The organism is Maribacter halichondriae (assembly GCF_027474825.1).
Classification (GTDB): domain Bacteria; phylum Bacteroidota; class Bacteroidia; order Flavobacteriales; family Flavobacteriaceae; genus Meishania; species Meishania halichondriae.
The window spans coordinates 1489220-1514358 of sequence record NZ_CP107030.1; the positions used below are offsets into that span (position 1 = coordinate 1489220).

Below are 25139 nucleotides of genomic sequence, written 5' to 3' on the forward strand. Positions count from 1 at the left end.
TAACCCCATTTTAATTTTCCTCTGAATGAATAAACTCCTTATATACTCGCCGCTCATATTAACTTTCCTAACAGTTTTCATTTCCAATGCTCAAAACAAAAAAGCTGTATTATTCTTTAAAGATGGAACAGTAAAAGAAGGGTTAGGAAAAATTCACAATAAATCATTTGTGAAATTTCAATTAGATAAAAGGAGTACCCCTGTTCTTTATCACTTCGCGGGTCTGGACAGTTTAAAAATCTATGAAGAACCTGAAGCTGTTACCTATGTTTATATGAAACTTTCCAATAAAAAAGAACCAAAGGTGCTTAAGCAACTTCAAACAGGAAAAGTGAGTTTATATTATCTAATCAGAGGTCAAAATTCTAGCACAAGGATAGGTGGTAACGGTCCAGGCGAAGGAGGCTTTCAAAATGTCTCTTCCTCTGCCAAAAAAGATATTTACGTTAAAAAGAATGACGAAGACACGGCAACCTATTTAAGCTCTTTAAAACTAATTTCCAAAAATTTTAAGGAGACCACTACGGAGTATTTTAAGGATTGTCCGAATTTGGTTGAGAAAATTTCTAATCACGAATTCACTAAATATGATATGAGAAGAATAGTCGATTATTATAACAGTACATGTGATTAATTATACCGCCCCACGCTCCTGCTAGTCTCTGACTCGTGGCGTACCGAGCAAGCAAAGAAACTTTCTACATCACGTAACGAACACCCCTAAGGTCCCCTCAAGGGGACAATTCTCTTATATAAACTTCTCAACTCATAAATCGCTCCGCAAAGTCTCCCGACTTTGAGGCACCACATCCCCAACAAAGTTTTATCTTTATCGCCTGACCTGTATAAATTAGGAATGGCCAAAACCAAAACAGCTTTTTTCTGTCAAAACTGCGGTACCCAATATGCGAAATGGGTGGGGCAGTGTTCAGCGTGTAAGGAATGGAACACCGTAGTCGAAGAGGTCATTCAAAAAGAGGAAAAATCAGGTTGGAAAACTCCGTCGAATACCAGCAAAAAAATTGCCAAACCTTTACGAATCCAAGAAATAAGCACCGAAAAAGAATTGCGGCTCAACGCATACGACCTTGAATTCAATCGGGTCTTGGGAGGTGGTCTGGTTCCAGGATCATTGGTGTTATTGGGCGGCGAACCCGGTATCGGAAAAAGTACGTTGTTGCTACAGATTGCGTTAAAGCTTCCTTACAAGACACTTTATGTTTCTGGGGAGGAGAGTCAAAAGCAAATAAAAATGAGGGCGGATCGTATTCATCCGAACAGTGAAAACTGTTTTATCCTCACGGAGACAAAAACACAGAATATCTTTCAACAGATCGAGGCCACCGAGCCTGATATTGTAGTTATTGATTCCATTCAGACCTTGCATTCCGATTATATTGAATCGGCGGCGGGAAGTATTTCACAAATTCGGGAGTGCACAGCGGAATTGATAAAATTCGCGAAGGAGACCAACACTCCCGTTATATTGATTGGCCATATTACCAAAGATGGTTCCATCGCAGGACCCAAGATTTTGGAGCATATGGTCGATACTGTCCTACAGTTCGAAGGTGACCGAAATTATGTGTACCGCATTCTTCGAGCGCTCAAAAACCGATTCGGTTCGACCGCCGAACTTGGTATTTATGAAATGCAGGGCAGCGGTTTACGGGAGGTGAACAATCCGTCAGAGATTTTGATTTCCAAAAATGATGAAGGTCTGAGCGGCACCGCCATTGCCTCAACAGTTGAGGGCATGCGGCCTTTACTTATAGAAATACAGGCCTTGGTCAGCACCGCAGTCTATGGCACTCCACAACGTTCGGCAACCGGTTATAATGCCAAACGCCTCAATATGTTGTTGGCCGTTCTCGAAAAAAGAGCGGGCTTCAAACTCGGGGCCAAAGACGTTTTCTTGAACATTACCGGAGGCATTTCCGTTGATGATCCCGCCATCGACCTGGCGGTTATTGCGGCCATTCTTTCCAGTAACGAAGATATTCCAATTGAAAAGGGAATTTGTTTTGCGGCCGAGGTTGGATTAGCAGGAGAAATTCGTCCCGTACAACGTGTGGAGCAACGCATTTTGGAAGCCGAAAAACTCGGTTTCACCTCTATATATGTCTCCAAAAGAAATAAAATAGCACTCAAGAATACGAAAATCGAAGTCCATTTGGTCGCTAAAATCGAAGATGTGGTTGAAGGATTGTTCGGTTAGCGCTTGTCCCTCATTATTCTGGCAATGACCAAAATTATAATTACCACTCCTAGAATAACGACAAATTGTCCAAAACCGATTTTTAAAAAGAGCATAATTTTATTTTAGGGCGAAGGGTTAGGTATTTCATTATGAATCGCCTCGATACCTTGCAAAACCGCGTCACTTAATTTTGTATCGATGCTCGCTATATTTTCTTGCAATTGTTTCATACTTGTGGCACCGATAATATTACTCGTCAAAAATGGTCTACTGTTCACAAAGGCCAAGGCCATTTGCGTCATTGAAATATCGTTGTCTTGTGCCAGTTTGTGATATTTCTCCGTAGCCCTGATTGCAGTTTCACTACTATAACGATCGTATTGCGGAAATAAGGTGATTCTTGCGGTTGCCGGTTGCATGCCTCCAAGGTACTTTCCGGTCAGGGTTCCGAATCCTAATGGGGAATAAGCCAACAAGCCTATTTTTTCCCGATGGGAAACCTCTGCATTACCGACCTCGAACAATCGGTTGAGCAGGTTGTATGGGTTCTGGATCGTGGATACCCTTGGCAAACTCGCATGTACTTTACTCTCTTCTAAAAAGCGCATTACCCCCAAGGGGTTTCATTCGAGAGACCCACATGTCGAACTTTCCCTTCGCGTATCAAGTCGCGAAAAGTTTCAAGTATTTGATGGATATTATCTTGCCAATGATCCGAAATATCATGTTCATAGCCTCGTTTTCCAAAGAAATTGGTATTTCGATCCGGCCAATGCAACTGATATAAATCGATATAATCGGTCTGCAGCCGTTCCAAACTCGCATTGACGGCATTGATGATCGACTCACGATTGATTCCCGTTTCACGTATGAACTTCGAAAAACTGGCTTTGCCAATAATCTTGGTAGCCAAGATTACCTTATCGCGATTTCCTGATTTTTTGAACCAAGTCCCAATAATTTTCTCGGTATCGGCATACCGATCCGGATGGGCGGGAACGGGATATAACTCCGCACAATCAAAAAAATTCACTCCCTGATCTAGGGCGTAATCCATTTGCTCATGGCCCTCCGCCTCGGTATTCTGTTTGCCCCAGGTCATGGTACCCAGACAGATTTTACTGACCTCTATATCGGTATGTGGCAGTTTGGTGTATTCCATAGGTTGGCAAGAGACTTTATTTCACGGCAAATTTACAAATATATCAGTCGTATATTTTTCGGGATGGAGAATTAATTTTCAACCTCGACCAAAATCGGACAATGATCACTATGCCTTGCCTCAGATAAGATTACTGAGCGTTTTAATCGGTCTTTCAGCGATTCAGAAACCATTCCGTAATCAAGACGCCAACCCTTATTATTGTTTCTAGCATTGGCACGGTAACTCCACCAAGTATAATTGTGGGGCTCATCATTGAAATGCCGGAAGCTGTCGATAAACCCGCTTTTGATAAAGTTACCGATCCATTCCCGCTCGACGGGCAAAAATCCGGAAACATTCTTAAGCCCAACAGGATTATGGATATCGATGGCCTCGTGACAGATATTATAATCGCCCAGTACGATAAGATTGGGAAGCTCTTTTCGTAATTCATCCGCATATTTCTGAAAATCGGCCATATAGGTGAGCTTATGCTCCAATCTTGCCAAATTGGTTCCAGATGGCAAGTACATGCTCATTACGGAAACATCACCATAATCGGCACGGATATTTCTTCCTTCGAAATCCATGTAATCGATTCCTGTTCCCATTTCAACGTGCTCGGGTTTTTTCCTGGAAAGTATTGCCACGCCACTATATCCTTTTTTTGGGCACTGAACCAATAATTATTGCCATACCCCGCTTCTTCAAAAATGGAGAGATCAAGTTGTTCCTCCATTGCCTTTATTTCCTGCAAACAAACCACATCGGGGTTTACAGCTTGCAACCATTCGATAAAACCTTTGTTCAAGGCTGCGCGGATGCCGTTTACGTTATAGGATACGATCTTCACTTTTTGATATTTTTCCCGAAAATAGGGAGACTTATTTTTAAAGGAATGTCAAGTTGGATTTTAAATTAATAGGATAATCCCTGTCCAAATTTATAAATCGGATTTTCCGAATCATAGGGTACATCCTCCAACTGCTTTTCGACAGCTTCAATGGACGACGGAATCTCGATGGGAAGCTTTCCGGTAGGTTTGAATTTCCCGAAAATCAATTCTAGAATTATCTCATCTTGTGATTCAAAATCGGCAATGACCGCTTTGCTGGCCGCGTTGATTTCAGGTGCGACAGTAGGCCGGGTTATCGTAAATACAGTTACCGTAGGTTTTGAATTGGTGCGCTCCAGTATGTCCTCTTTTTCATCCTCGGGATAGTCCAATCGACCTTGGGGAATCAGTCGCGCCAAGAGTCCACCTCCTTCCGGGGGTGATGACGGTGTCTGTAATTTTTGTACAATCACATCCGCGGCGTCGATGTCGTCAACGATTTGGGGAAACTTTTCGGCCAACCCAGATTGAGTCATTCCGTGGATGTATATTTTCTTATCGGAAGAAAGTGGGAGTATATTTTCGTTCTTCAATAAAACCATTGATTTTCGTTGCGCTTCTTTTCCTTTTTTGACAAATTCGGGATTTCCAACAATACTAGTCTTTTCCAAATCAACAAACGGATTATCAAAAAGACCCAATCTGAACTTGTCCCTCAAGATCCTTCTTATCGAAACATCGATTCGTGATTCGGGAAGCTCGCCATTTTCCGCCAAATCGATAATATGCTCGGTTACATATTCTCCCCCAAAAACGTCGCAGCCTGCATCCAATACTTTTTTCACTCGTTCCTTCTCGGTCAAGTGTTCGGCACCCCAAGCGGAGGCCTCTTTTACTGCCATGTCTGAAATAATGCCCCAATCGGTTGCTACAACACCATCAAATTTTAGAGAATCTCTTAAAAGATCCTGAATCATTTCCTTACTGAAGGCAAAACCTACTTCCTCTTTGACCTGACCCTTGGGTATTCCGTAATATGGCATAATCTGCGCGGTTTTGGCTGCAAAGGCACCCTCAATGAAAGGAATTAGATGATAATCAAACTTATTTCCTGGATAAACCTGACCCTTTCCATTTGAAAAATGCGCGTCCCAACCATCTTCCTGAGGGCCTCCACCCGCAAAATGCTTGGTCTGGCAGGCTATGCTCTTCGTGCCGAGACTGTCTCCTTGGAAACCCAAAATGTAAGCTTTCGCGAGTGCCGCACTCAAATGGGCATCTTCGCCAAAAGTACCGTTTACCCTTGCCCAGCGTGGGTCTGTGGCAATATCGGCCATGGGATGTTGCGCTAGGCGGATTCCCAGAGCCAAATATTCCTGTCGGGCAATATCTCCGAATTCACGTACTAAAATCGTATCGCCAATAGCTCCTAGGCCCAATTGGGAGGGCCATACAGATATCCATTTGGCTTCGGCACTCGCTCCAGGCATGGCCATAGTGCCATGTCTTGGGTCTGAAATTAGAGTTACAGGAATTCCCAAGCGTGTACGTTCTGCCAGTTTCTGTAGATTGTTGTTCCAAGCCGCATAGTTTCTTGCGGACGATCCTCCAAGATTTTGCACATGGTTCATTTTGTGCTTTAGCAATGTGCTGGAAGTACTTTCTGTCATAAAAGAAAAAGGGTCGCCCATTCTGGGGATTTCGAGTAGAGACCCATCTTCTTCCATAGCCAGAAAATGAGCGCACATAAGCCCGGCTTTTTCATCTAGAAGCATTTGGGAAACAAGGTCTTCTACCCTAATTTCCAAAGGAGCTCTTGAATCCTCATAGATATCCAGCTTTCCATTTTTGTTCAGGTCTCGAAAAGTTTTTCCATTCACCGTAATTGTAGGTGTTTCTTCACCTATCAATTTCATGTTGGAAGAGGATTGAATTTTCCATTTAATAAAAAATACCAAATACGTCAGTAGTAATATCACGATCAAACCCCCTAGGATTTTGCCCGTAATTTTTAAGAATTTTTTCATAAGAATTGGTTTAGCCTTGTACAATTTAAAAAATAAAAACGCCATGATACCCGATTTTTGGAATGACATTTGATTTACCCCTTACAACACAAAATTTTTGATAATGAAAAAGTTCATATTTCTTGCCTTGATTTTAACCGGGTATATAATTAATGCCCAGGCCTATCGCGAGCGTTCCTATAATGATCATGAAATTCGTTTCAACATGGGCCGGTTCTTAATGACCACTGCGGTCGAGGGATCCTACGAATATTATTTCACACCGGATACGAGCATCGGGGGAACGGTCTTTTTCAACGGTGATGCTCTTGGAAAAGCAGGAAACTTCGGTATTGGTCCCAATCTTCGTGCCTATTTTGGATACCGCCCCAAAAGTGGGATGTTTGCCGAAGCATTCGGACTTTACTACACAGGACAAAATAATCTTGACAATAATTTAGGGATCCGTGATTACGATTATAGCACGACTGCTATCGGCCTAGGACTGGGCAGAAAATGGTCAACTTTCGGCGAGAAACTTACCTTTGAAATGTCTGCCGGTCTGGGTCGAAATATCAATCCAAAAGAATTTCAAAAAACCTTTATGTTCCGCGGTGGGGTTTCCTTAGGGTTCCGATTTTAAACCTTATTTTTGCTGCCTTACTCAAAGGCATGAAAGCATTTTTTCTTTTACTTTTTTTATCTGGAACGATTGCCGTTCTCGCACAAGATCCTGTTCAGAACGATACTGTCACGCAATTGGACGAAGTGATTTTGTTGGATGCCCTAAAAAAGAAAAATGCCACAGGTCTAGTGCCCTCCGAAGTCATTTCGGCCAAAGTCTTTCAGAATTATAGCCCGGTTTCGGCGGTTTCGGCTATCAATCAAATTCCGGGAGTCTACGTTTTTTCCGGAGCTCTGAATACCAATCGCATCACGGTTCGAGGCATTGGGGCGCGAACGCTTTTTGGAACCAATAAGTTAAGGATGTACTACAACGACATCCCTATAACGAACGGAGCAGGGTCTTCCGAAATCGAAGCTTTTGATTTAGAGAATTTGAGTCAAATAGAAGTTATCAAAGGGCCAAAAGGAACAGTTTTTGGATCGAATCTAGGTGGAGCGATTATCCTTAATCCAAAGGAAGCTTTGGGCGTTTCCACCAACTTTTCGAACAACTTCACGGTCGGTACTTTCGGTTTGCTAAAAAACAATCTTTCCTTCAATCATTTTGATGGAAAATTGCGTGTAGGTCTGCAATATGGGCATACCGAAACCGATGGGTACCGTCAGAATAGCAACTTTGAGCGTGACGGATTTTTACTTAATACCTCCTACCGAATTAATGCAAAGAACAAAATCAGTGTATTGGTCAATCATATAGATTATACCGCTCAGATTCCTAGTTCCTTGGGGGCAACCGCTTTTGCTGAGGATCCCAGTCAAGCGACATTTACATGGCGGGTTTCAAAAGGTTTCGAAACCAATAATTATTCTTTGGTGGGATTGAATTTCAATCACACTTTCGGTAATAAGTTTGAAAACTCTACCAGTATTTTTTATTCCTACCTAGACCATTATGAAGCAAGACCTTTCGGGATTTTGGATGAATATACCAATGGATACGGACTAAGAACTCGCTTCTCTGGAAACTTTGGATTTTCGGATTCCAATGCGAATTACACCTTCGGTGCAGAACTCTATAAGGATGAATATACCTGGGACGAATTCGAAAATCTATATCAGGAAAATAATGGCAACGGAAGTCTTCAAGGTGACAAATTCGCCGAAAACAAAGAATTTCGCAACCAGTGGAACGCCTTTGGAACACTATTGCTTCCAATTACAGAAAAATTCTACGCTCAAGCTGGGCTTAATATCAACAAAACGCAATACGACTATCGTGATAATTTCAACACCGCAACCGATAACAAAAGTGCCGATAGAAATTTTAAGGCGATTGTTTTACCAAGCCTGAACCTTAACTACGCGTTTTCCGAAAATGAACAAATCTATTTTAATGTAAGTCGCGGATTTTCGAACCCGACCTTGGAAGAAACTTTGACTCCCGATGGGGTTATCAATCCTGATATTGCACAAGAAACCGGTACGAATTACGAATTGGGGACCATCCTCTATTTGGATGAAAGAAGATTCAACATCAATCTGGCCGTCTACCAAATGAACATTGAAAACTTACTGGTAGCTGAACGCGTGGGCGATGACCAATTCGTAGGGAGAAATGCCGGCAAAACAAGACACCTTGGATTGGAAATCGGGTTGAGTTATATATGGAATATATCCACCAAAGTACAACTAAGCCCTTTCGTAAATTACACCTTGACCGGCCATAGTTTTTTAGAATTTATTGACGGTGGAGAAGACTTTTCAGGAAAGGAACTCACAGGGGTGCCCAAGCAACGCAGAACTTCAGGTATTCAGTTACAGCTCTTCGAAGATTTCTATTGGAACACCACCCATCAACATGTTAGTGAAATTCCGCTTACTGATGCCAATACCTTGTATAGCGACCCTTTTACCGTTTTTACCACCCGAATGGGGTATCGGTATAAGTTCTCAGAACACTTCACGATTGATTATAACCTTGGCGTCAACAATCTGTTTAATAAGGTTTATGCTCAATCGGTGCTTATCAACACCTCTGGTTTTGGTGGTAACGAACCTCGTTACTTTTACCCAGGGGACGAACGGAATTTTTATATGAGTATGCGGTTCGGCTATCAGTTTTGATTACCCCATCTTCATCAACCAAGTCTTCATATCCACTTCTTTGTGAATAATCCCTCTTAATTCAGAAATAGCGACACGCTGCTGCTCCATGGTATCGCGATGGCGAATCGTTACCGTTTGGTCTTCCAAAGTTTGATGATCTACTGTTATACAGAAGGGCGTTCCGTTGGCATCTTGTCTTCGGTAACGGCGGCCTACGGCATCCTTTTCATCGTAGAGCACGTTAAAATCCCATTTCAGTTCGTTGATGATTTCTTTAGCCAATTCCGGCAATCCATCTTTTTTTACTAGAGGAAAAACCGCTGCCTTCGTCGGAGCGAGCACAGCAGGCAGTTTCAATACCGTTCTAAAAGCTCCATTTTCGAGTTCTTCTTCCCGCAACGAATTCGAAAAAACCGTCAAGAACATTCGGTCAAGCCCAATGGAGGTTTCTAGCACATAAGGTACATAACTCTCATGGGTCTCATGATCGAAATATTGTAACTTTTTGCCACTATATTCTTCATGTTGCGAAAGGTCGAAATCGGTTCGGGAATGAATTCCTTCCAATTCTTTGAATCCAAAAGGAAAACGAAATTCGATATCGGAGGCGGCATCGGCGTAATGTGCCAATTTCTCGTGGTCATGAAAACGGTAATTGTCTTCTCCCATTCCAAGGGAAAGATGCCATTTCATTCGGGCTTCCTTCCAGTATTCGTACCATTCTTTTTGTGTACCGGGTTGAATGAAAAATTGCATTTCCATCTGTTCGAATTCACGCATACGAAAAATGAACTGTCGAGCGACTATCTCATTACGGAACGCTTTACCAGTTTGGGCAATCCCGAAGGGAATCTTCAAACGACTGGTCTTCTGAACATTAAGAAAATTTACGAAAATACCTTGTGCCGTTTCGGGTCTCAAAAACAAATCCATCGCATTTTCGGCTGAGGCGCCCAACTTTGTGCCGAACATAAGGTTGAACTGCTTGACGTCCGTCCAATTTTTGGAGCCGGACATGGGGCAGGCGATTTCCAATTCTTCAATGAGTTTTTTGACATCGGCCAAATCTTCTTTTTCCAGAGATTTGCCCAATCGCTGAAGAATGGCCTTCCCCTCCTTTTGGTATTCGACCACACGTGGGTTGGTTTCCAAAAACTGTTTTTTATCAAAGGCATCACCGAACCGTTTTGCCGCTTTTGCCACTTCCTTTTCGATTTTGGCATCTATTTTAGCGACATAGTCCTCTACTAATACATCGGCGCGATATCTTTTTTTGGAATCCTTATTATCGATTAGGGGGTCATTAAAAGCATCTACATGGCCCGAAGCTTTCCAGATAGTGGGATGCATGAATATTGCCGCGTCAATGCCGACAATATTATCATTGAGCTGCACCATGGCCTGCCACCAATATTCTCGTATATTTTTTTGAGTTCCGCACCGTTTTGGCCGTAGTCATAAACAGCGCTTAATCCGTCATAGATTTCACTAGATTGAAATACATAGCCGTATTCCTTCGCATGTGAAATCACTTTCTTGAAATCGTCATCTTGCTTTGCCATTCGGCAAAAATAGAATATTACATCAAAAAGTATTCATTTATTTTAAATCAAATTCTGTACTGGAAAGTAACCGCTCATTTTCGAAAATATTCAAGGCATAGGTTCCTGAGCTTAATGAACCTGCAGGCAATGTAATAAAATCACATGTTTCCATATCTTGTCCGGTCGTCAAAATCTCAACGCGCTTACTATAGACATTACCATTTACTGAAATGGTGTTTGCATTGTCTTCGATAATTTTTCTGTCAGGGTCTAAAAATTGGAAATAAATAACCCGTTGTTCGTTCGCAACCGTAGGGTCGGCGACAATAGTAACACAGCCTCTTAATTTCTCAATAATCGAGGCCTTGTTGGTTATGATAGGTCTATCGCCCCGAAGTCTCATACCATTGGCGAGAGGAGCACTGATCTGTAAATAGGTCTTGGTCTTGAGCTCTTTGTCGATTTCTTTTCTTAGTTCACGTTGCAATGCCTCGTTCTCGGCTATACTTTGATTCTTGAGCCTAAGTTCTTCAACTTTTTTTCTGGTCTCTTCATACTTTTCGGTAAGTACAAGATTGTTGTATTTCAAGAAATTGTTCTTCAATTTCAAACTATCGTTCTTGGCTTCCAGCCTTCTTAACTCACCTTTATATTCCCGAAGTTTTTCAATAGTGAAGGATAATTTACCAACGGAATCCAATAATTCTTGCACACGATAACGCGAACTTTGTAATTCTATCTCGTTCACTTCATTGAGCGCTGAAAGCCTATCGACATCGCCTTTCATCAGCGTAAGGTCTTTTACCAATAGTTCTTTCTCTTGCTCCAAAAAGTTGATTTGAGTCTGACTTTGGGCATAGCTGTAATAAAAGGCGATCAAAATACCGATTATCACTGCTACCAAGGCAGCAAGGATTACTTTGTAGTTGAATTTGTTATCTTGACCATCCATTGGAACAAGCGGGCTTTTGTAGGTTAATATTGTTATAAGATTCGATGCACTCTAAACTTTCAAATATACTAAATGATATAAACACCGTACTACTACCCAGGGTGTGTTTTGGATGTAATGCTCATTTAAATAGAGGAGAGTACCTTATCTGTACCGTTTGTCGGAACGATTTGCCACTCACCGAGTACACCTTTAACGAAGAAAATGCAGTAGACCGTACTTTTTATGGTCGAATTAACATAAAAAAGGCCTCTTCTTTCCTGTTTTTCGCTGAAAATGGGGTCGTAAAAAACCTCTTGCACAACTTAAAATATAAAGACCAACAGGAAATCGGCACTTTTTTAGGTGATTGGTACGGTCAGGTTCTGAAAGAAGACCCTGGTCTTAACGAGATAGATTTCATAGTTCCTGTACCCTTGCACCACAAAAAGTTAAGAAAAAGGGGTACAACCAAGTTACAAAATTCGGGCAGCGATTGGCATACCATTTACAAGCGGAATTTCTCGAAAATATACTCATTAAGACCGCAAATACGAAGACCCAGACCAAAAAAGGAAGAATCAGCCGTTGGCAAGGTCGTTCGGAGCTTTTTGAGGTAACGAATACCAATATACTCAAGCATAAAAAAGTACTACTGATCGACGATGTAATAACTACGGGAGCAACTATAGAAATGTGTTCAAGTGCCTTACAAAAAGCTGAAGGCATAAGAATTTATGTTGCCAGTATGGCCTTTGTCCCCCTTACCAAATTATAAACAAAAGCGAACTGTTTCTGAGGCTTTAAAATTACCAAAATACTTGTCTAGATATGCTTCTTAAAGGTTATTCTTAACGTTTTTTGGGTATTCTACGCCATTTGAATTTGTAAATATGTCGTTACTTTGCCGTTCATATAGGTTTTCTATGTTGCGACGTTTTTTTGCCTCCTTTTTTCTCATTTTTATCGTACTCGCCCTCTATCAATGCGGTAGAAGGGGCACCCCCACTGGAGGACCCAAAGACGTTGACCCACCACAGTTGGTCAAGACCGATCCAGAAAATATGAGTATTAATTTTGATGCAAATAAAATACGCCTCTACTTCGACGAATATATAAAATTGGAGGACGTCCAAAATCAACTGATTGTATCTCCACCTTTAAAATATCAACCCGAAGTAAGTCCACAAGGGGGGCCAGTAAATTTGTAGAAATTAAGATCAAGGATACTTTAAAGCCTAATACGACCTATACCTTTAATTTTGGACAAAGTATAGTCGACAACAACGAAAGCAACCCTGCCAGTTTTTTGAGCTACGTTTTTTCGACAGGAGATTATATCGATTCTTTGACAGTTTCAGGGGTGGTGAAAGATGCCTTTAACAAAAAAGCGGATGAATTCATTAGTGTGATGTTATACGAAATTGATAGTACTTATAACGATTCTACGCTATATCTAAGGCCTCCGAACTATATTACCAATACACTTGACAGCACGGTCATTTTTACACTGAAAAATCTTAAAGAAGGCCGCTATAAAATGTTCGCCATAAAGGATGAGGCCAAAAACAATATTTTTGATCAAAATGCGGATAAAATCGCATTCATTTCGGATACGATTTCGCTGCCTACGGATTCAACCTATTTACTTAACCTTTTTAAGGAAATACCCGATTACAAGATTTCAGTACCTTCTTTCGTTTCTCGCAACAAAATTATTTTCGGCTATTATGGGGAGGGAAGGGATATCACAATAGAGCCCCTCACCCAATTGCCGATACTGTTAAGACCAGGGTCTTAAAAGAGCGTGATAAAGACACCCTCAATTTTTGGTTTACGCCTTTCGAAGTCGATTCCATACTGTTTACAGTGACCCATGACCGTCTAAAGCTCATCGATACCTTTACCGTAAAAAGCCGCAAAGTAGGCATCGATTCTTTGACCTTAAAGTCCAACCAACAAGGATCCTTGTCATTGTACGACCCATTTTATATCGAGGCGACCACCCCAATTGTAGCAATTGATTCAAGTCAATTCAGCATGATGGACAAAGACTCGGTACCCATTGTTGACTTTACTTTGAAGCTCGATTCGTTGGAGAACAAGATTCAGGTCGATTTTAAAAGGGAAGCAGATCAGACTTATAAAATTAACATACTACCTGACGCCATTACCGATTTTTTTGGGGAAACGAACGATACCCTCAACTATTCATTATCCACAAAAAGTCTTACGGACTTTGGAAACCTACGTCTGCAACTTGATGGGGCAGTGCAGTATCCGATAATTGTGCAATTGACCGACGAAAAAGGGCAAACCAAACGTGAAATTGCTGCAGAGACCGCCCAAGAATTCGTATTCAACACCTTAGAGCCAACAACGTATATGATTCGGGTCATCTTTGACTCCAATGGCAACCAAAAATGGGATACCGGAAATTATCTTAAAAAAATACAGCCCGAACGGGTCAGCTACTATCCTGATGTTATAGAAATGAGGGCAAATTGGGAGTTTCCAGTAACTTTTACACTTCTAGAGTAAATTTGTCCCTGTCTTCCAAGAATCTTAGTTTTTGTCGTGTCGATTCTATATGTTCTTTGCGTAATATTGCAAATAAAATTTCATCTTTTTCAGAATAGACAATCTGGTCGCCCAAACAATCGTAAACGGCCGAATGTCCTGAATATTCATATCCGCTCTCGTCTGTTCCAATTCTATTGACACCGATGCAATAGGTCATATTTTCAATGGCACGGGCCTTCAAAAGTGTATCCCAAGCCTTGATTCTAGGTTTGGGCCAATTGGCAACGTACATCAAAATATCATAAGCCTCGGTATTTCGGGCCCAGACCGGAAAGCGCAGATCATAACATATCATCGGACAAATCTTAAATCCTTTATAATCAACAATTAACCTTTTCCTTCCGGCTTGATAGACTTTATCCTCTCCTGCAAGCGTAAAGGTGTGCCTTTTATCATATTGCTCTATTTTTCCTTCAGGATGAACAAAAAACAAGCGATTGGTATATGTTCCTTTTTCAAAAATGGGATGCTTCCGACTATAGCGGCATTCTTTTTTTGCCTCTTCAGCCATCCAGTCTTTTGTTATTTGCCCTTCTGAGATCTCGATATTTTTAGGTGACATGGTAAACCCTGTAGTAAACATTTCTGGCAACACGATGACATCTATATTTGAAGGAATCTCCTCAATTTTCTTTGAAAAGTAGGTTCTGTTTTCTTCTGGGCTTTCCCAAACGAGTGAAGATTGTATCAATGCTATTGTAAGTTCTATATTTTTCATGAAGTGTTATCGATTAAAATAAATAGCTTTTTTGCAATTATTGCGGAGTTCAAAAGAGGTCTCGCCCGCTATCATAATAATGGTCTTTGCACTTAAAATCCAATTCTGATATGTTCTTATTTAACTTAAATATACTTGCCAGCCTGATTATATGTTAAAATAGCATATAAATAGGAAAATACACTTGTAGTACGAACTGGCATAAAAGTAGAACTTTGTACCGTAAAGTTAAACCTACTTAAAACATTAAATATGGATATCACTCCAATCATCGGCAACATTGCCGCAGCATTGACTACGATAAGTTTTCTTCCACAGGCCATAAAGACCATAAAAACAAAGGATACGGGCGGACTCTCGTTCCCCATGTATTTTATGTTCGTAACAGGCGTCTCTTTATGGCTCATTTATGGTATGATGAACAACCAAATGCCAATTATCATCGGCAATTTAGTCACTTTGGTGCTTGCAGGAATCATTTTTGGTTTTATGCTCAAAGATATTTTTAGGAAGAAATCGAAAAATCGGTCGGCATTTTTAGGTTGAAGCGAACCTAGTACCTACTAATATTTCCCCAACAGATCTATCATATCGGGCGAACCCTGTATTTTGGCATGGTCAAGAGCAGTATTTCCTCGACTATCTTTCAACGCGGTATCGGCGCTGTTCTCGAGTAATAATTTAGCTATGTCCAATCGACCAAAAGTTGCTGCGTAAATCAAGCAGGTTGCCCCCATGGCATTCCGTTCGTTTACATTGGCTTCTTTTTCTATAAGTTTTTGGGCGAGATCGGTATAACCTTTAAAACAGACGCCCATCAGCGCCGTATTGCCAGAAGCATCCTTTGCATCGATTTTGGCACGTTTTTCCAATAAAAAATCTACGATCTCGGGTTCGTCATAATAGGTTGCCATAATCAGTGGCGTTGATCCGCGCTGGTCTTTGCTATCAAGCAGCACAGGGTTCTTTTCCAACATGGCCCGTACTTCATTGAAGTTGCCGTTACGTATCTCATTAAAAAATGTTTCGTTCATGGTCGCTGTGCTTTTATAATACTGAAATTCAATCCGTTCATATAAATGTATAAAAAAAACTACCACATCTAAGCTATGATGTGGTAGCCAATATACTTAATTCTCTTTTTCATTTGTTGGGACTATCGTATGCGGCGAGCACTAGGCCAAGCACATTTCAACAATCCTCAAATCAATTCAAATCAAAACGATCCAGATTCATCACCTTTGTCCATGCGGCTACAAAATCTTTGATGAACTTTTTACCCGAATCGGCACAAGCATAGACTTCAGCATAGGCACGAAGTTCTGTGTTCGATCCGAATATAAGATCTGCACGAGTACCTGTCCATTTGATATTGCCCGACATCCGGTCACGGCCTGCAAAAACGGTTTCGTCATCAGAGGTATCTTCCCATTTGATACTTAAATCAAGAAGGTTCACGAAAAAATCGTTGGTCAATACTTCACGGCGATCGGTAAACACACCATGTCTAGACTTGTCAAAGTTCGTATCAAGAACTCGCATACCACCGATCAAAACGGTCATTTCAGGAGCCGTAAGTTTCATCAACTGCGCCCTGTCTACCAACATGGCTTCGGCTGACGATTTGTAATCGGGATTTTTATAATTCCTAAATCCATCAGCCTTTGGTTCAAGGGCCATAAACGATTCGACATCGGTCTGCTCTTTTGAGGCATCGCTACGGCCGGCAGTGAATGGTACCGTTATTTCGTGACCGGCATTTCTTGCCGCTTCTTCGATACCTGCGTTTCCTCCAAGAACGATTAAATCGGCCAATGAAACCTTTTTGTTTCCAGATTGCGCTACGTTGAATTCATTTTGGATTCCCTCTAAAACCTCCAGCACTTTTGAAAGCTCGACAGGATTATTTACTTCCCAATTTTTCTGTGGTGCCAAACGAATACGGGCCCCGTTAGCTCCACCTCTTTTGTCCGAATCACGATATGTCGATGCAGATGCCCAAGCCGTGGTCACCAGTTGCGAGATGGATAATCCTGAGGCCAAAAGTCGCCTCTTCAACTCGGCAATATCGGCATCGTTGACCAATTCATGGTCGACCGCTGGCACGGGATCTTGCCATATCAACTCTTCCTTAGGTACTTCCGGTCCTAAATAGCGACTGACCGGACCCATATCCCGATGTGTTAATTTAAACCAAGCACGTGCAAAGGCGTCTTCGAATTCCTTCGGGTTCGCTTGAAAACGCTTTGATATTTCAAGGTATTTCGGATCCATTTTCATGGCCATATCAGCATCGGTCATCATCAATTCTTGAGTCTGAGTAGGGTCACCAGCGCGAGGCGCGCGTCTAGCGGCGGATTCGGCGGTTGGTTTCCATTGGTTCGCTCCGGCGGGGCTTTTCGTCAATTCCCATTCATAGCCTAAGAGCACATCAAAGTAATCATGATCCCATTTTGTTGGGTTGGGTGTCCAAGGGCCTTCGATTCCGCTGGTAATGGCATCGTCAAGCACGCCTGTTTTATATGAGTTTTTCCATCCCATACTCATATCGGCAATTCCGGCACCCGCGGGTTCTGGACCAACATACTCATCAGGGTTCGCGGCACCGTGGGCTTTTCCAAAAGTGTGCCCCCCTCCAGTAAGTGCTACTGTTTCCTCATCGTTCATGGCCATACGCCCAAAAGTCTCACGAATCAATTTTGCGGTTCCTAATGGATTAGGATTACCATTTGGCCCTTCTGGGTTTACATAAATGAGACCCATATGTGAAGCTCCTAAATTTGCCTCCAATTCGTATTCCCCTTCAGAAAAACGTTCTTCATTGCCCATCCATTCAGTCTCGGAACCCCAATAGATATCTTCTTCGGGTTGCCAAATATCTTCACGTCCACCGGCAAAACCAAAAGTCTTGAACCCCATAGATTCCAACGCGCAGTTCCCTGTCAAAATCATCAAATCGGCCCAAGAAAGTTTCTTACCATATTTCTTTTTTATCGGCCATAAAAGCAATCGTGCCTTATCTAAGTTGCCGTTGTCGGGCCAGCTGTTCAAAGGTGCAAAACGTTGCGATCCCGAACCTGAACCACCACGACCATCACCAATACGATACGTACCGGCGCTATGCCAAGCCATACGAATCATAAATGGACCGTAGTGTCCGTAATCGGCTGGCCACCAATCTTGAGAAGTTGTCAACGCTTCTATGATGTCTTTCTTTACTTCGGCCAAATCCAAAGAACTGAATTCAGTGGCGTAGTTGAAATCCCCATCCATCGGGTTGGTCAACTCTGAATTTTGACGTAATACATTCAATCGCAACTGGTTCGGCCACCAATCTTGATTCGTGGTTCCACCACCTGCTGTTTGCTTTAATGTCCCCCCTAAATAAGGGCATTTACTGGAATCGTTAATCTCCCATGCCTGTCCATGGGAATTGTTCTCGTTGTTCTCCATTTTAATATTATTTATAAGCTTTGCGAAGTTGCACTAAGCGGTTAGATTCTATCCTTTAAAAATACAAAAAACATAGGGCAGCTCATAGCCATTCTATATTAAAATATTATCAAATAATAAATATTTCCTATTTGAATGATGATTAATCTCAAAGAAACAAAATCATACAAAAGTAACTTGTTACCTTACAATTTTTAAGTAATTTCTTACGTTATAGAAATTATTGTAGTTTTACAATCTAAAACCAACCAAATATTTTGGAAACCTTATCCATCAATTTTCTGATTAAAGATTCTCCCACGGCGGTGGCCATCATCGACAATGACATGTGTTTTATGAGTCATTCACGTATTTGGCTTTCAGAGCTTTGCAAAACGAGTAAAAATATCATAGGAAAATCATACTATGAGGTTCTTCCCGAAACCCCTACAGATTTAAGAACAATTTTACGAGAATGCCTTCAGGGAAAAACCAACATCAACAAAGGCCATAAATTTATCCATCCGAATGGCAGGATACAGTGGTTAAAATGGAAAATAAATCCATGGAAGTACGAGGATGGAACTACTGGCGGTATTATCATAATCTTAGAAGATATAACCGAACAAAAGCGGGACGAAGAACTTTTGTTGAAGGCAGAAAGCGTTGCCAGAATCGGTGGTTGGGAAGTCGACCTAGCGACCAGTAAAGTATATTGGACAAGTATTACCAAAGAAATACATGAAGTGCCTGAAGATTACGTTCCCAATCTAGAAGAAGGCATTAATTTCTATAAGGCCGGAGAACATCGTGAAAATATCACCAAGTTAGTCAGCGAGGCCATCAGCGATGGCACCCCTTGGGATATTGAATTGATTATTGTCACCGCTAAAGGAAAGGAACTTTGGGTCAGGGCCATGGGCGATACCGAGGTCGTTGGCGGTACCTGCGTCAGGATTTTTGGCACCTTTCAAGATATCGACGAAAAGAAAAGGGCCGAACTCAAGTATCAAGAAGTCACCACACGACTTAAAATTGCCACCGAAGCAGCCAATGTTGGCGTTTGGGACTACAACATTGAGGAAAACAAACTAGTCTGGGACGAAAACATGTACCGACTCTATGGAATTAACAAAGATGACTTTATTGGCGAATACGAGGCATGGCAGGCAGGCTTGCATCCCGATGATAAAAGACGAGGAGAGCAAGAAGTGGCAATGGCAGTTTCAGGTGAAAAAGAGTTCAATACCGAATTCAGGGTCATTTGGCCCAGCGGAGAAATCAGGCATATAAGGGCTATAGCAGTAACGCAACGAAATACCGATGGCGAAGCCATCAAAATGATCGGCACGAATTGGGATATCACCGAATTAAAGAACACCCAACTACAACTCATAAAAACCGAGGAGTCTTTGCAAGGCACCTTTGAAAATTCATCCATTGGTATGGCACTGGTCGGATTGGACGGCAAGTGGGCCAAAGTAAACGAAAGTCTTTGCAATAGTGTTGGATATACCGAAGACGAGATCCTAAAATTGACATTTCAAGATATAACGCACCCTGATGACCTTGCAAAAGATCTCGCTTTATTGAAAGAACTTATTGATGGAAAACGAGAGAGCTACCAAATCGAAAAACGATACCATCATAAAAATGGACATATAGTATATGTTTTATTGACAGTTACCGCCGTTAAAAACATAAACGGTGAGATATCACATTTCATTTCCCAGATTGTTGATATAACCTCACGCATAGAGGCCGAAAAAAATTAAAAGGTCTCTTAGACGTTACCAGCGAGCAGAATAATAGCCTGATGAATTTCGCACATATCGTTTCTCATAATCTTAGATCTCATTCGAGCAATCTCTCAATGCTCTCCGGTTTTTTGGCACAAGAGAAAAAAGAAAAAGAGCGAAAAAACCTAGTGCAAATGTTACAAGAAGCCTCGGGTAGCTTGAATGAAACCGTGATGCATCTAAACGAAGTAGTGCAGGTAAAGGCCCATGCTCTGGAAAAAATGAAGGCCGTCAATCTGTATGATTGTTTGAAGGCAGTCGAAAAGAATATTAGTGTTTTATTGAAGGAAAAAGAAGCTAAGTGTATTATTAGTGTTCCAAGAAAGCAAAATATTAAAGCAATTCCGGCCTACTTGGATAGTGTTTTTCTTAACCTCTTTACCAATAGTCTTAAATATAGTTTTCCCAGCAGGAAGCCGGTTATTGAAATAACATCCGAAGAAAAAGGCGATAAGGTTGTGGTCAAGTTCAAGGACAACGGCCTTGGTATCGATTTGGATAGACATGGGGAAAATCTATTCGGCATGTACAAAACGTTTCATCGCCATAAAGACGCCAAGGGTATCGGACTTTTCATTACGAAAAATCAAATAGAAGCGATGAATGGAAATATTTCTGTCGAAAGTACTGTGGATGTCGGAACCACCTTTACACTAGTTTTTGATATCAATTAATAACTCTGAAAATGAAAAAATTAAACAGCACCTGTATAATAGATGACGATCCCATTTTCATTTATGGAACCAAACGAATCATGAACGAGATCGATTTTAGCGAGAATATATTGGTCTACAACAACGGGCAAGATGCTCTAGATGGTCTTATGGCCCTAACAGCGGAAGGTAAAGACTTGCCTTCGGTAATATTTTTAGACCTCAACATGCCCATCATGAACGGTTGGGAGTTTCTAGAAGATTATGTAAAAATACCCAATCCAAATCGGGAGAAGGTCATTATATATATACTAAGCTCCTCGGTCGACCCAAGAGATCTTGAACGAATCAAACACTACAAAGTGGTCAATAATTATATTCTAAAGCCGATTTCGCCGAAGGACCTAAAGCGTGTTCTCGAGCAGGTGGTATAGCCCAATTATCTTATTTAAGAATTTCAATTTCTGATACCGGGCGTAAAGTCATCGGGGGCTTCTAGGGGTCTATCAATGGTCCATTCGTCAGACGTGTAGTTTGAATTACCTGCTAAAATATTCAAGTTTCGGAGTGCACGGCCATTTTCAAATTCGTGGTTTGTGCCAGTACCATCCTCTCCGATGACCCCAAAAACATCAATTACGGTCCCGAACGGGTCAACCAATTCGAAATTATCATCGCCATTTGAATCTGCAGGACTATTTGTGCCAACGACTAAATCGGGCACAAAATCATATACTTTTTCAAATTCTTCCGCATTGGGCGAAATAACCAAAGTTCCATTGGCCGTAATAGCATAACCTGAAAAATCAATGGTCGAACTTATTTCGGTATTATTATTGGTGTAGCGATGTAGCTTCCATCCTTTAAGGGATAACACATCTGAATTCGAATTGAACAATTCTACGAAGCGGGCACCAGGATTATTTTCCGGATCGGCAAGTTCCGAAATGAAAATGTTGGTCGACGTGAACTCATCGACCAGATCTTCACATCGTTCTTGGGTAAAATCAATATCAGCCAAACTTCGTACTGCCAAAAAATAATTATCATTTTCCCTGAGCAACACCCCGGTTACCGTTCCATTACCTTCGGGCAAAAATTCCTTTTGAAAATCGGAAAACCCGCTATTTAGCAACAAGATTTCATTGTCATTACAGTCGGTCAGAGTACGTTCGGTTTCTTCGTTTTCCAAAGCAAATGTTTCTCCCAATTCCTCATCGATAATTTCAAGGGAATTGAATTGAACCAAGGTATTGGTCAAATCTTCTCTAAGGTCAAGTATAGAGATTTCAGCAGGCTGAAGGGAAACACCCGATTCACAGGAAACAAAGATATGTTGGTCGACTACTGAGGCGGGCAATCTTCCCACTGATACATTTCCAAAAGAGGTAAAAGTGGCGCCAAGCTTAAAAACACCTCTACTTCTGCCAAGATACAATCCTTTCAATTTAATATATATTTTGCTTCCTAGCGGATAAAATAAGTGTGAATCGCGCTTATCGATTTCAATCTGAAACCCTTCTATCGGATTTACTTTTTTATCCTGAATATGCAATACACTAAAAAAATTACCAGCTTCATCGGAAGAAACGACATATCCTTCAATAATCAAATCCTCTTGTATTTGCAGCGTTTGATCTACATAAAGATTTTTGATTTCCGAATATGTAGCATTCGCCGTAAGGGCTTCGGTACAATTACTTTCGGGCGCATCGAAGTTTTTGTCTTTGACGCAGGAGAACTGCATTAAAACCAAGATTATCGCGGTTACAAAATTTATTTTTCTATTCATTTCAAGTGCTCCTTTTCAAAAACTAAACGCCATATTTAAGAAGTACGTCCTTCCATAGCCGTACCAATACTTTGGTGCGAATGAAGGCGTGCCGCTCAGATTGTCTTGTTGCAATTGACCAAAATTTCCGTTTCTGCTCTGTTCGTATCCTCCCGTTCTAAATGTCGTATCGAATACATTGTTGATGCTAGCGAAAATGCTGATATATTTTCCTTTCTTAAGCCATGATTTTCCTCCGACAAGATTCAATAGATAAAAATTGTCCAAAGGTTTTTGTATCAGTAACTGATTGACATTCTCATCGGTAGCTTCCGGAAAATTTCGACCTGTTTCCGGGTCAATAAAAAAACTTTGGGTTCGGGTTATGGTCGAAATATTGGTATAATTATTTCCCAAATAGTTTGACGTTGCGGCCACCCACCAGTATTTTGGGTCACGGTACTCGATACCAAACGCAAGTGCTTTTTGAGGGCCCTGGGTAAGTTTGTAACCCTTGATGTTCGACACTCCCAAATCTATAAAACCATCAAGATTTATTAGGTCTTCTTCCGCTCCAGCAGTATCGAAATTGATGTTTACGTTGGGGTTGCTGGCATATTCATATTTTCCAACGGCGGCAACGGCGGTCAGTTTTACCGAAGATGAGATTTGATATTCGAGACCGAGTTCAACACCCTTATGAAGTTTATCCAAATCGGTCAATACTTCTTGCACAAAATCAGAGCCCACCCCTGCATCGACAAAAAAGAAGTTTATGTCTATCGTGTTTTGAAATCGGGTATAAAAGGTGGTAAATCGACCTGTCAGTTTTGCCAAGCGCATAAAATAATTTAAATCTACTGTTGACTGCGTTTCACTTTGAATTCCTCGTACAATCTGATTGTTCTCCCTTGAATTGATGAAAACATTCTGTAAAACGGGCGGGCGGGTCTGATAGCTTCCATGTGCGGTCAACCAATGCCTTCCCGTCAATTTATAAGTAAATCCACTTTTTGCGCCGAAATTGGAAAATTTCACAACGGAACTCTTTCCCAAGGAATTATCAGGAAAGCGTTCGTTTGCAAAAAGTCCGTTGCGTTGATAGTTCGTGCAGGAATACCTTCCGGCGAAAAAGGCATTCCATGTATTCCGGTTGTATCGCAGTTGCGCAAAACCATCGAATTGGGATGCATCCATTTCATAATGGTAATTGAAAATGTCATCTTCATTTTTCTGTTGCTCGCCGTTTGTGTCATTTAGGGTATTTGAAAATGGATCTACATCCAAATGGTAATCTGCTCCCAACAAATCGTTGATACGGGCAAAGTTCTCAGAGGTCAGTTTCTTATAGGCCAATCCGAAATCGATTTGGAAGCGGTCGGTCAACGTGAAATTTCCAAGTGAATTAAATGTCAATTGAGTATCATCCGCGGTATCGTCATATAAAATATAAGCCGCTTGCTCTCGATTGTTAGATGCATAAATTTGTCCCCAGTCCGTTTGTGGATCTTCCAAAAAACCTTCTTTGGCCAAATTGGCACTGGCGAAATTGGCGCCGATGGGGCTATTGATATAGAAGCTTGGTAGATACCGATAATAGGTCGGGTCAGGGTTGGGCGCATTGTAATATCCTAATCGGCTTCGCGCATGGGTTCCGAATTGATATACAATACCCGTATTCAAGTTGAACTTATCTGACTCGTAAAAATGGTTCAGCATCAACATAGGCTCCACAATTTTACGTTCCCGGGCGTTTCTAATTTTCCCATCTTGCAAGCCCCAATAGGGATTATACTTTTTACCCGCCAACTCGAAAACTTCTTCTGTAATAGCCAAGGAACGGCCACGACGATTGCTGGCGAAAATTCCTGTGAGGGTAACAGCATGTTGCTCGTTCAACCGATATTCCAAAGCTCCGAAAAGTGAAAAGGCATCATATAAAGTACCATCGATATAGCCTTGTCTCGCCCATCTTCGTGAGCCCGAGACCGAATAGGCTAGGCCATTTTCCTTTACCCCCGAAGTATAAGTAGCCATTAATCGACCTGCATAGGTACGGTTCGATGCTGAGGAAGACAATCGCGTACCCGGCCGCAAGCCCGAAGGTCGCATATCGATATTCGTATTGCCTAAGATTCCGCCGAAGGTGAAATCGGAAGCCTCCAAACCGTTAGTGAACTGTTGGTTTCTGGTTACGTCGTTTAGGCCTCCCCAATTGTTCCATTGCGGTCGGCCGTCAAAAAACTTGTTCATGGGTACGCCGTTGATCAATACTTTTCCATTTTGGGAATCGTATCCTCGAACACGAAAAAAGGCTTGGCCGAAATCAAAAGCGGCACGGCTCAGAAAAACATCGCGAGTGGCTTGTAAAAGTCCCGAAGAGTTTGAACTGGCCGCGTCGTCCAAAAGCTCCGAATCGGTTAATGTTATCAGATTGTCCGTTTGTTCTAGAGTAAGGTCGCGTTCAAGATATATGGTTCCAATATCCAAAGCCAGATTTCCTAAATTCACGGGTATTCCCTTTGTGACAAAATCAGGAAAGGATATGGTAAGAATATAGTCGTCTGCCGAAGGGCCGAAAAGTGTAAACTTTCCGTTAGCATCGGTTTTTGTCGCGAATTCGGTTCCTTGCAAGGTTATATCGACGTTGACTAAAGGTTCTTTGGATCGCTCATTAATTACGACTCCAAATATCCTGTTTTCCTGTCCGGTCACGAATTTTGGCAACAGATAAAATACTATGAATACGAATAAAATTCGCATTTAAAATAGTTTGGTTAGTGTGAATAC

General features: G+C 41.5%; 19 protein-coding genes and 4 pseudogenes. 13 read left to right on the forward strand and 10 right to left on the reverse strand.

Translation table 11 applies throughout. From position 1 onward, the window contains the following. Positions 1–25 precede the first annotated feature (25 nt). Positions 26–634, forward strand: a complete 609-nt coding sequence (locus tag N8A86_RS06770; protein WP_273568349.1) for a hypothetical protein — start codon at positions 26–28, stop codon at positions 632–634. A 222-nt stretch (positions 635–856) separates the two neighbouring features. Then, a complete protein-coding gene (radA, locus tag N8A86_RS06775; RefSeq protein ID WP_273568350.1) occupies positions 857–2218 on the forward strand; it encodes a DNA repair protein RadA in 1362 nt (453 codons plus the stop codon). A 104-nt stretch (positions 2219–2322) separates the two neighbouring features. Here the strand turns inward: radA and N8A86_RS06780 are convergent. From N8A86_RS06780 to N8A86_RS06790, 3 genes and pseudogenes are all read right to left on the reverse strand, one after another. Beyond that, positions 2323–3362, reverse strand: a pseudogene (locus N8A86_RS06780) (aldo/keto reductase). Between the two features lie 71 nt (positions 3363–3433). Beyond that, positions 3434–4197: pseudogene (locus tag N8A86_RS06785) on the reverse strand (exodeoxyribonuclease III). Between the two features lie 65 nt (positions 4198–4262). Further along, a complete protein-coding gene (locus tag N8A86_RS06790; protein WP_273568351.1) occupies positions 4263–6206 on the reverse strand; it encodes a glycoside hydrolase family 3 protein in 1944 nt (647 codons plus the stop codon). A gap of 103 nt (positions 6207–6309) precedes the next feature. Here N8A86_RS06790 and N8A86_RS06795 point away from each other — a divergent pair, with 103 nt between their 5' ends. Both N8A86_RS06795 and N8A86_RS06800 read left to right on the forward strand, forming a co-directional pair. After that, positions 6310–6828 (forward strand): hypothetical protein, encoded by a 519-nt coding sequence (locus N8A86_RS06795; RefSeq protein WP_273568352.1) that lies wholly within the window; start codon positions 6310–6312, stop codon positions 6826–6828. A 29-nt stretch (positions 6829–6857) separates the two neighbouring features. Beyond that, positions 6858–8936, forward strand: a complete 2079-nt coding sequence (locus N8A86_RS06800) for a TonB-dependent receptor family protein (protein ID WP_273568353.1) — start codon at positions 6858–6860, stop codon at positions 8934–8936. Here N8A86_RS06800 and N8A86_RS06805 read toward each other — a convergent pair. Beyond that, positions 8937–10480 (reverse strand): annotated as a pseudogene (locus tag N8A86_RS06805) (glycine--tRNA ligase). Between the two features lie 37 nt (positions 10481–10517). Next, positions 10518–11414 carry a hypothetical protein gene (locus N8A86_RS06810; protein WP_273568354.1) on the reverse strand — a complete coding sequence of 299 codons (897 nt, stop codon included), beginning with the start codon at positions 11412–11414 and terminating at the stop codon, positions 10518–10520. Between the two features lie 475 nt (positions 11415–11889). Between N8A86_RS06810 and N8A86_RS21435 the strand changes: the two genes are divergently transcribed. The 5 genes and pseudogenes from N8A86_RS21435 (at position 11890) to N8A86_RS21455 (ending at position 13934) form a co-directional block, all read left to right on the forward strand. Beyond that, positions 11890–12171 carry a ComF family protein gene (locus N8A86_RS21435; RefSeq protein WP_337251756.1) on the forward strand — a complete coding sequence of 94 codons (282 nt, stop codon included), beginning with the start codon at positions 11890–11892 and terminating at the stop codon, positions 12169–12171. Positions 12172–12319: 148 nt separating this feature from the next. Further along, positions 12320–12604 (forward strand): Ig-like domain-containing domain, encoded by a 285-nt coding sequence (locus N8A86_RS21440; RefSeq protein ID WP_337251757.1) that lies wholly within the window; start codon positions 12320–12322, stop codon positions 12602–12604. A gap of 8 nt (positions 12605–12612) precedes the next feature. Then, a pseudogene (locus N8A86_RS21445) lies at positions 12613–12663 on the forward strand (hypothetical protein); the annotation flags it as partial. Positions 12664–12702: 39 nt separating this feature from the next. Further along, positions 12703–13194, forward strand: a complete 492-nt coding sequence (locus tag N8A86_RS21450; protein ID WP_337251758.1) for a hypothetical protein — start codon at positions 12703–12705, stop codon at positions 13192–13194. A gap of 68 nt (positions 13195–13262) precedes the next feature. Beyond that, the gene (locus N8A86_RS21455) at positions 13263–13934 is read left to right on the forward strand and encodes a hypothetical protein (protein WP_337251759.1); all 672 of its coding nucleotides are present in this window, start codon (positions 13263–13265) and stop codon (positions 13932–13934) included. Here N8A86_RS21455 and N8A86_RS06825 read toward each other — a convergent pair. Next, complete coding sequence (locus tag N8A86_RS06825) at positions 13918–14694, reverse strand: nitrilase family protein (RefSeq protein WP_273568355.1); 777 nt, start codon at positions 14692–14694, stop codon at positions 13918–13920. The two genes, N8A86_RS21455 and N8A86_RS06825, sit on opposite strands and share 17 nt — an antisense overlap. 252 nt (positions 14695–14946) lie before the next feature. On the opposite strand from N8A86_RS06825, the gene N8A86_RS06830 reads away from it, so the two are divergent. Continuing rightward, positions 14947–15240, forward strand: coding sequence for a SemiSWEET transporter (locus N8A86_RS06830; protein ID WP_273568356.1), 294 nt, complete (start codon positions 14947–14949; stop codon positions 15238–15240). 17 nt (positions 15241–15257) lie between these two features. Here N8A86_RS06830 and N8A86_RS06835 read toward each other — a convergent pair whose 3' ends face one another. Further along, entirely contained in the window at positions 15258–15728 is a 471-nt protein-coding gene (locus tag N8A86_RS06835; protein WP_273568357.1) for an ankyrin repeat domain-containing protein, read from the reverse strand. 172 nt (positions 15729–15900) lie between these two features. Then, on the reverse strand, positions 15901–18147 hold the full coding sequence (katG, locus tag N8A86_RS06840; RefSeq protein ID WP_273568358.1) for a catalase/peroxidase HPI: 2247 nt from the start codon (positions 18145–18147) through the stop codon (positions 15901–15903). A gap of 257 nt (positions 18148–18404) precedes the next feature. Between katG and N8A86_RS06845 the strand changes: the two genes are divergently transcribed. The 3 genes from N8A86_RS06845 to N8A86_RS06855 are packed head-to-tail and all read left to right on the forward strand — an operon-like array spanning position 18405 to position 21012. After that, on the forward strand, positions 18405–19901 hold the full coding sequence (locus N8A86_RS06845; protein ID WP_273568359.1) for a PAS domain-containing protein: 1497 nt from the start codon (positions 18405–18407) through the stop codon (positions 19899–19901). Positions 19902–19942: 41 nt separating this feature from the next. Beyond that, positions 19943–20599, forward strand: a complete 657-nt coding sequence (locus N8A86_RS06850; RefSeq protein WP_273568360.1) for a sensor histidine kinase — start codon at positions 19943–19945, stop codon at positions 20597–20599. Positions 20600–20610: 11 nt separating this feature from the next. Next, positions 20611–21012: a response regulator gene (locus tag N8A86_RS06855; protein ID WP_273568361.1), complete on the forward strand. Its 402-nt coding sequence runs from the start codon at positions 20611–20613 to the stop codon at positions 21010–21012. A 23-nt stretch (positions 21013–21035) separates the two neighbouring features. On the opposite strand, the gene N8A86_RS06860 is transcribed toward N8A86_RS06855, so the two are convergent. Continuing rightward, positions 21036–22370: a DUF5689 domain-containing protein gene (locus N8A86_RS06860; protein WP_273568362.1), complete on the reverse strand. Its 1335-nt coding sequence runs from the start codon at positions 22368–22370 to the stop codon at positions 21036–21038. Positions 22371–22385: 15 nt separating this feature from the next. Beyond that, on the reverse strand, positions 22386–25112 hold the full coding sequence (locus N8A86_RS06865; RefSeq protein WP_273568363.1) for a TonB-dependent receptor: 2727 nt from the start codon (positions 25110–25112) through the stop codon (positions 22386–22388). Positions 25113–25139: the final 27 nt, after the last annotated feature.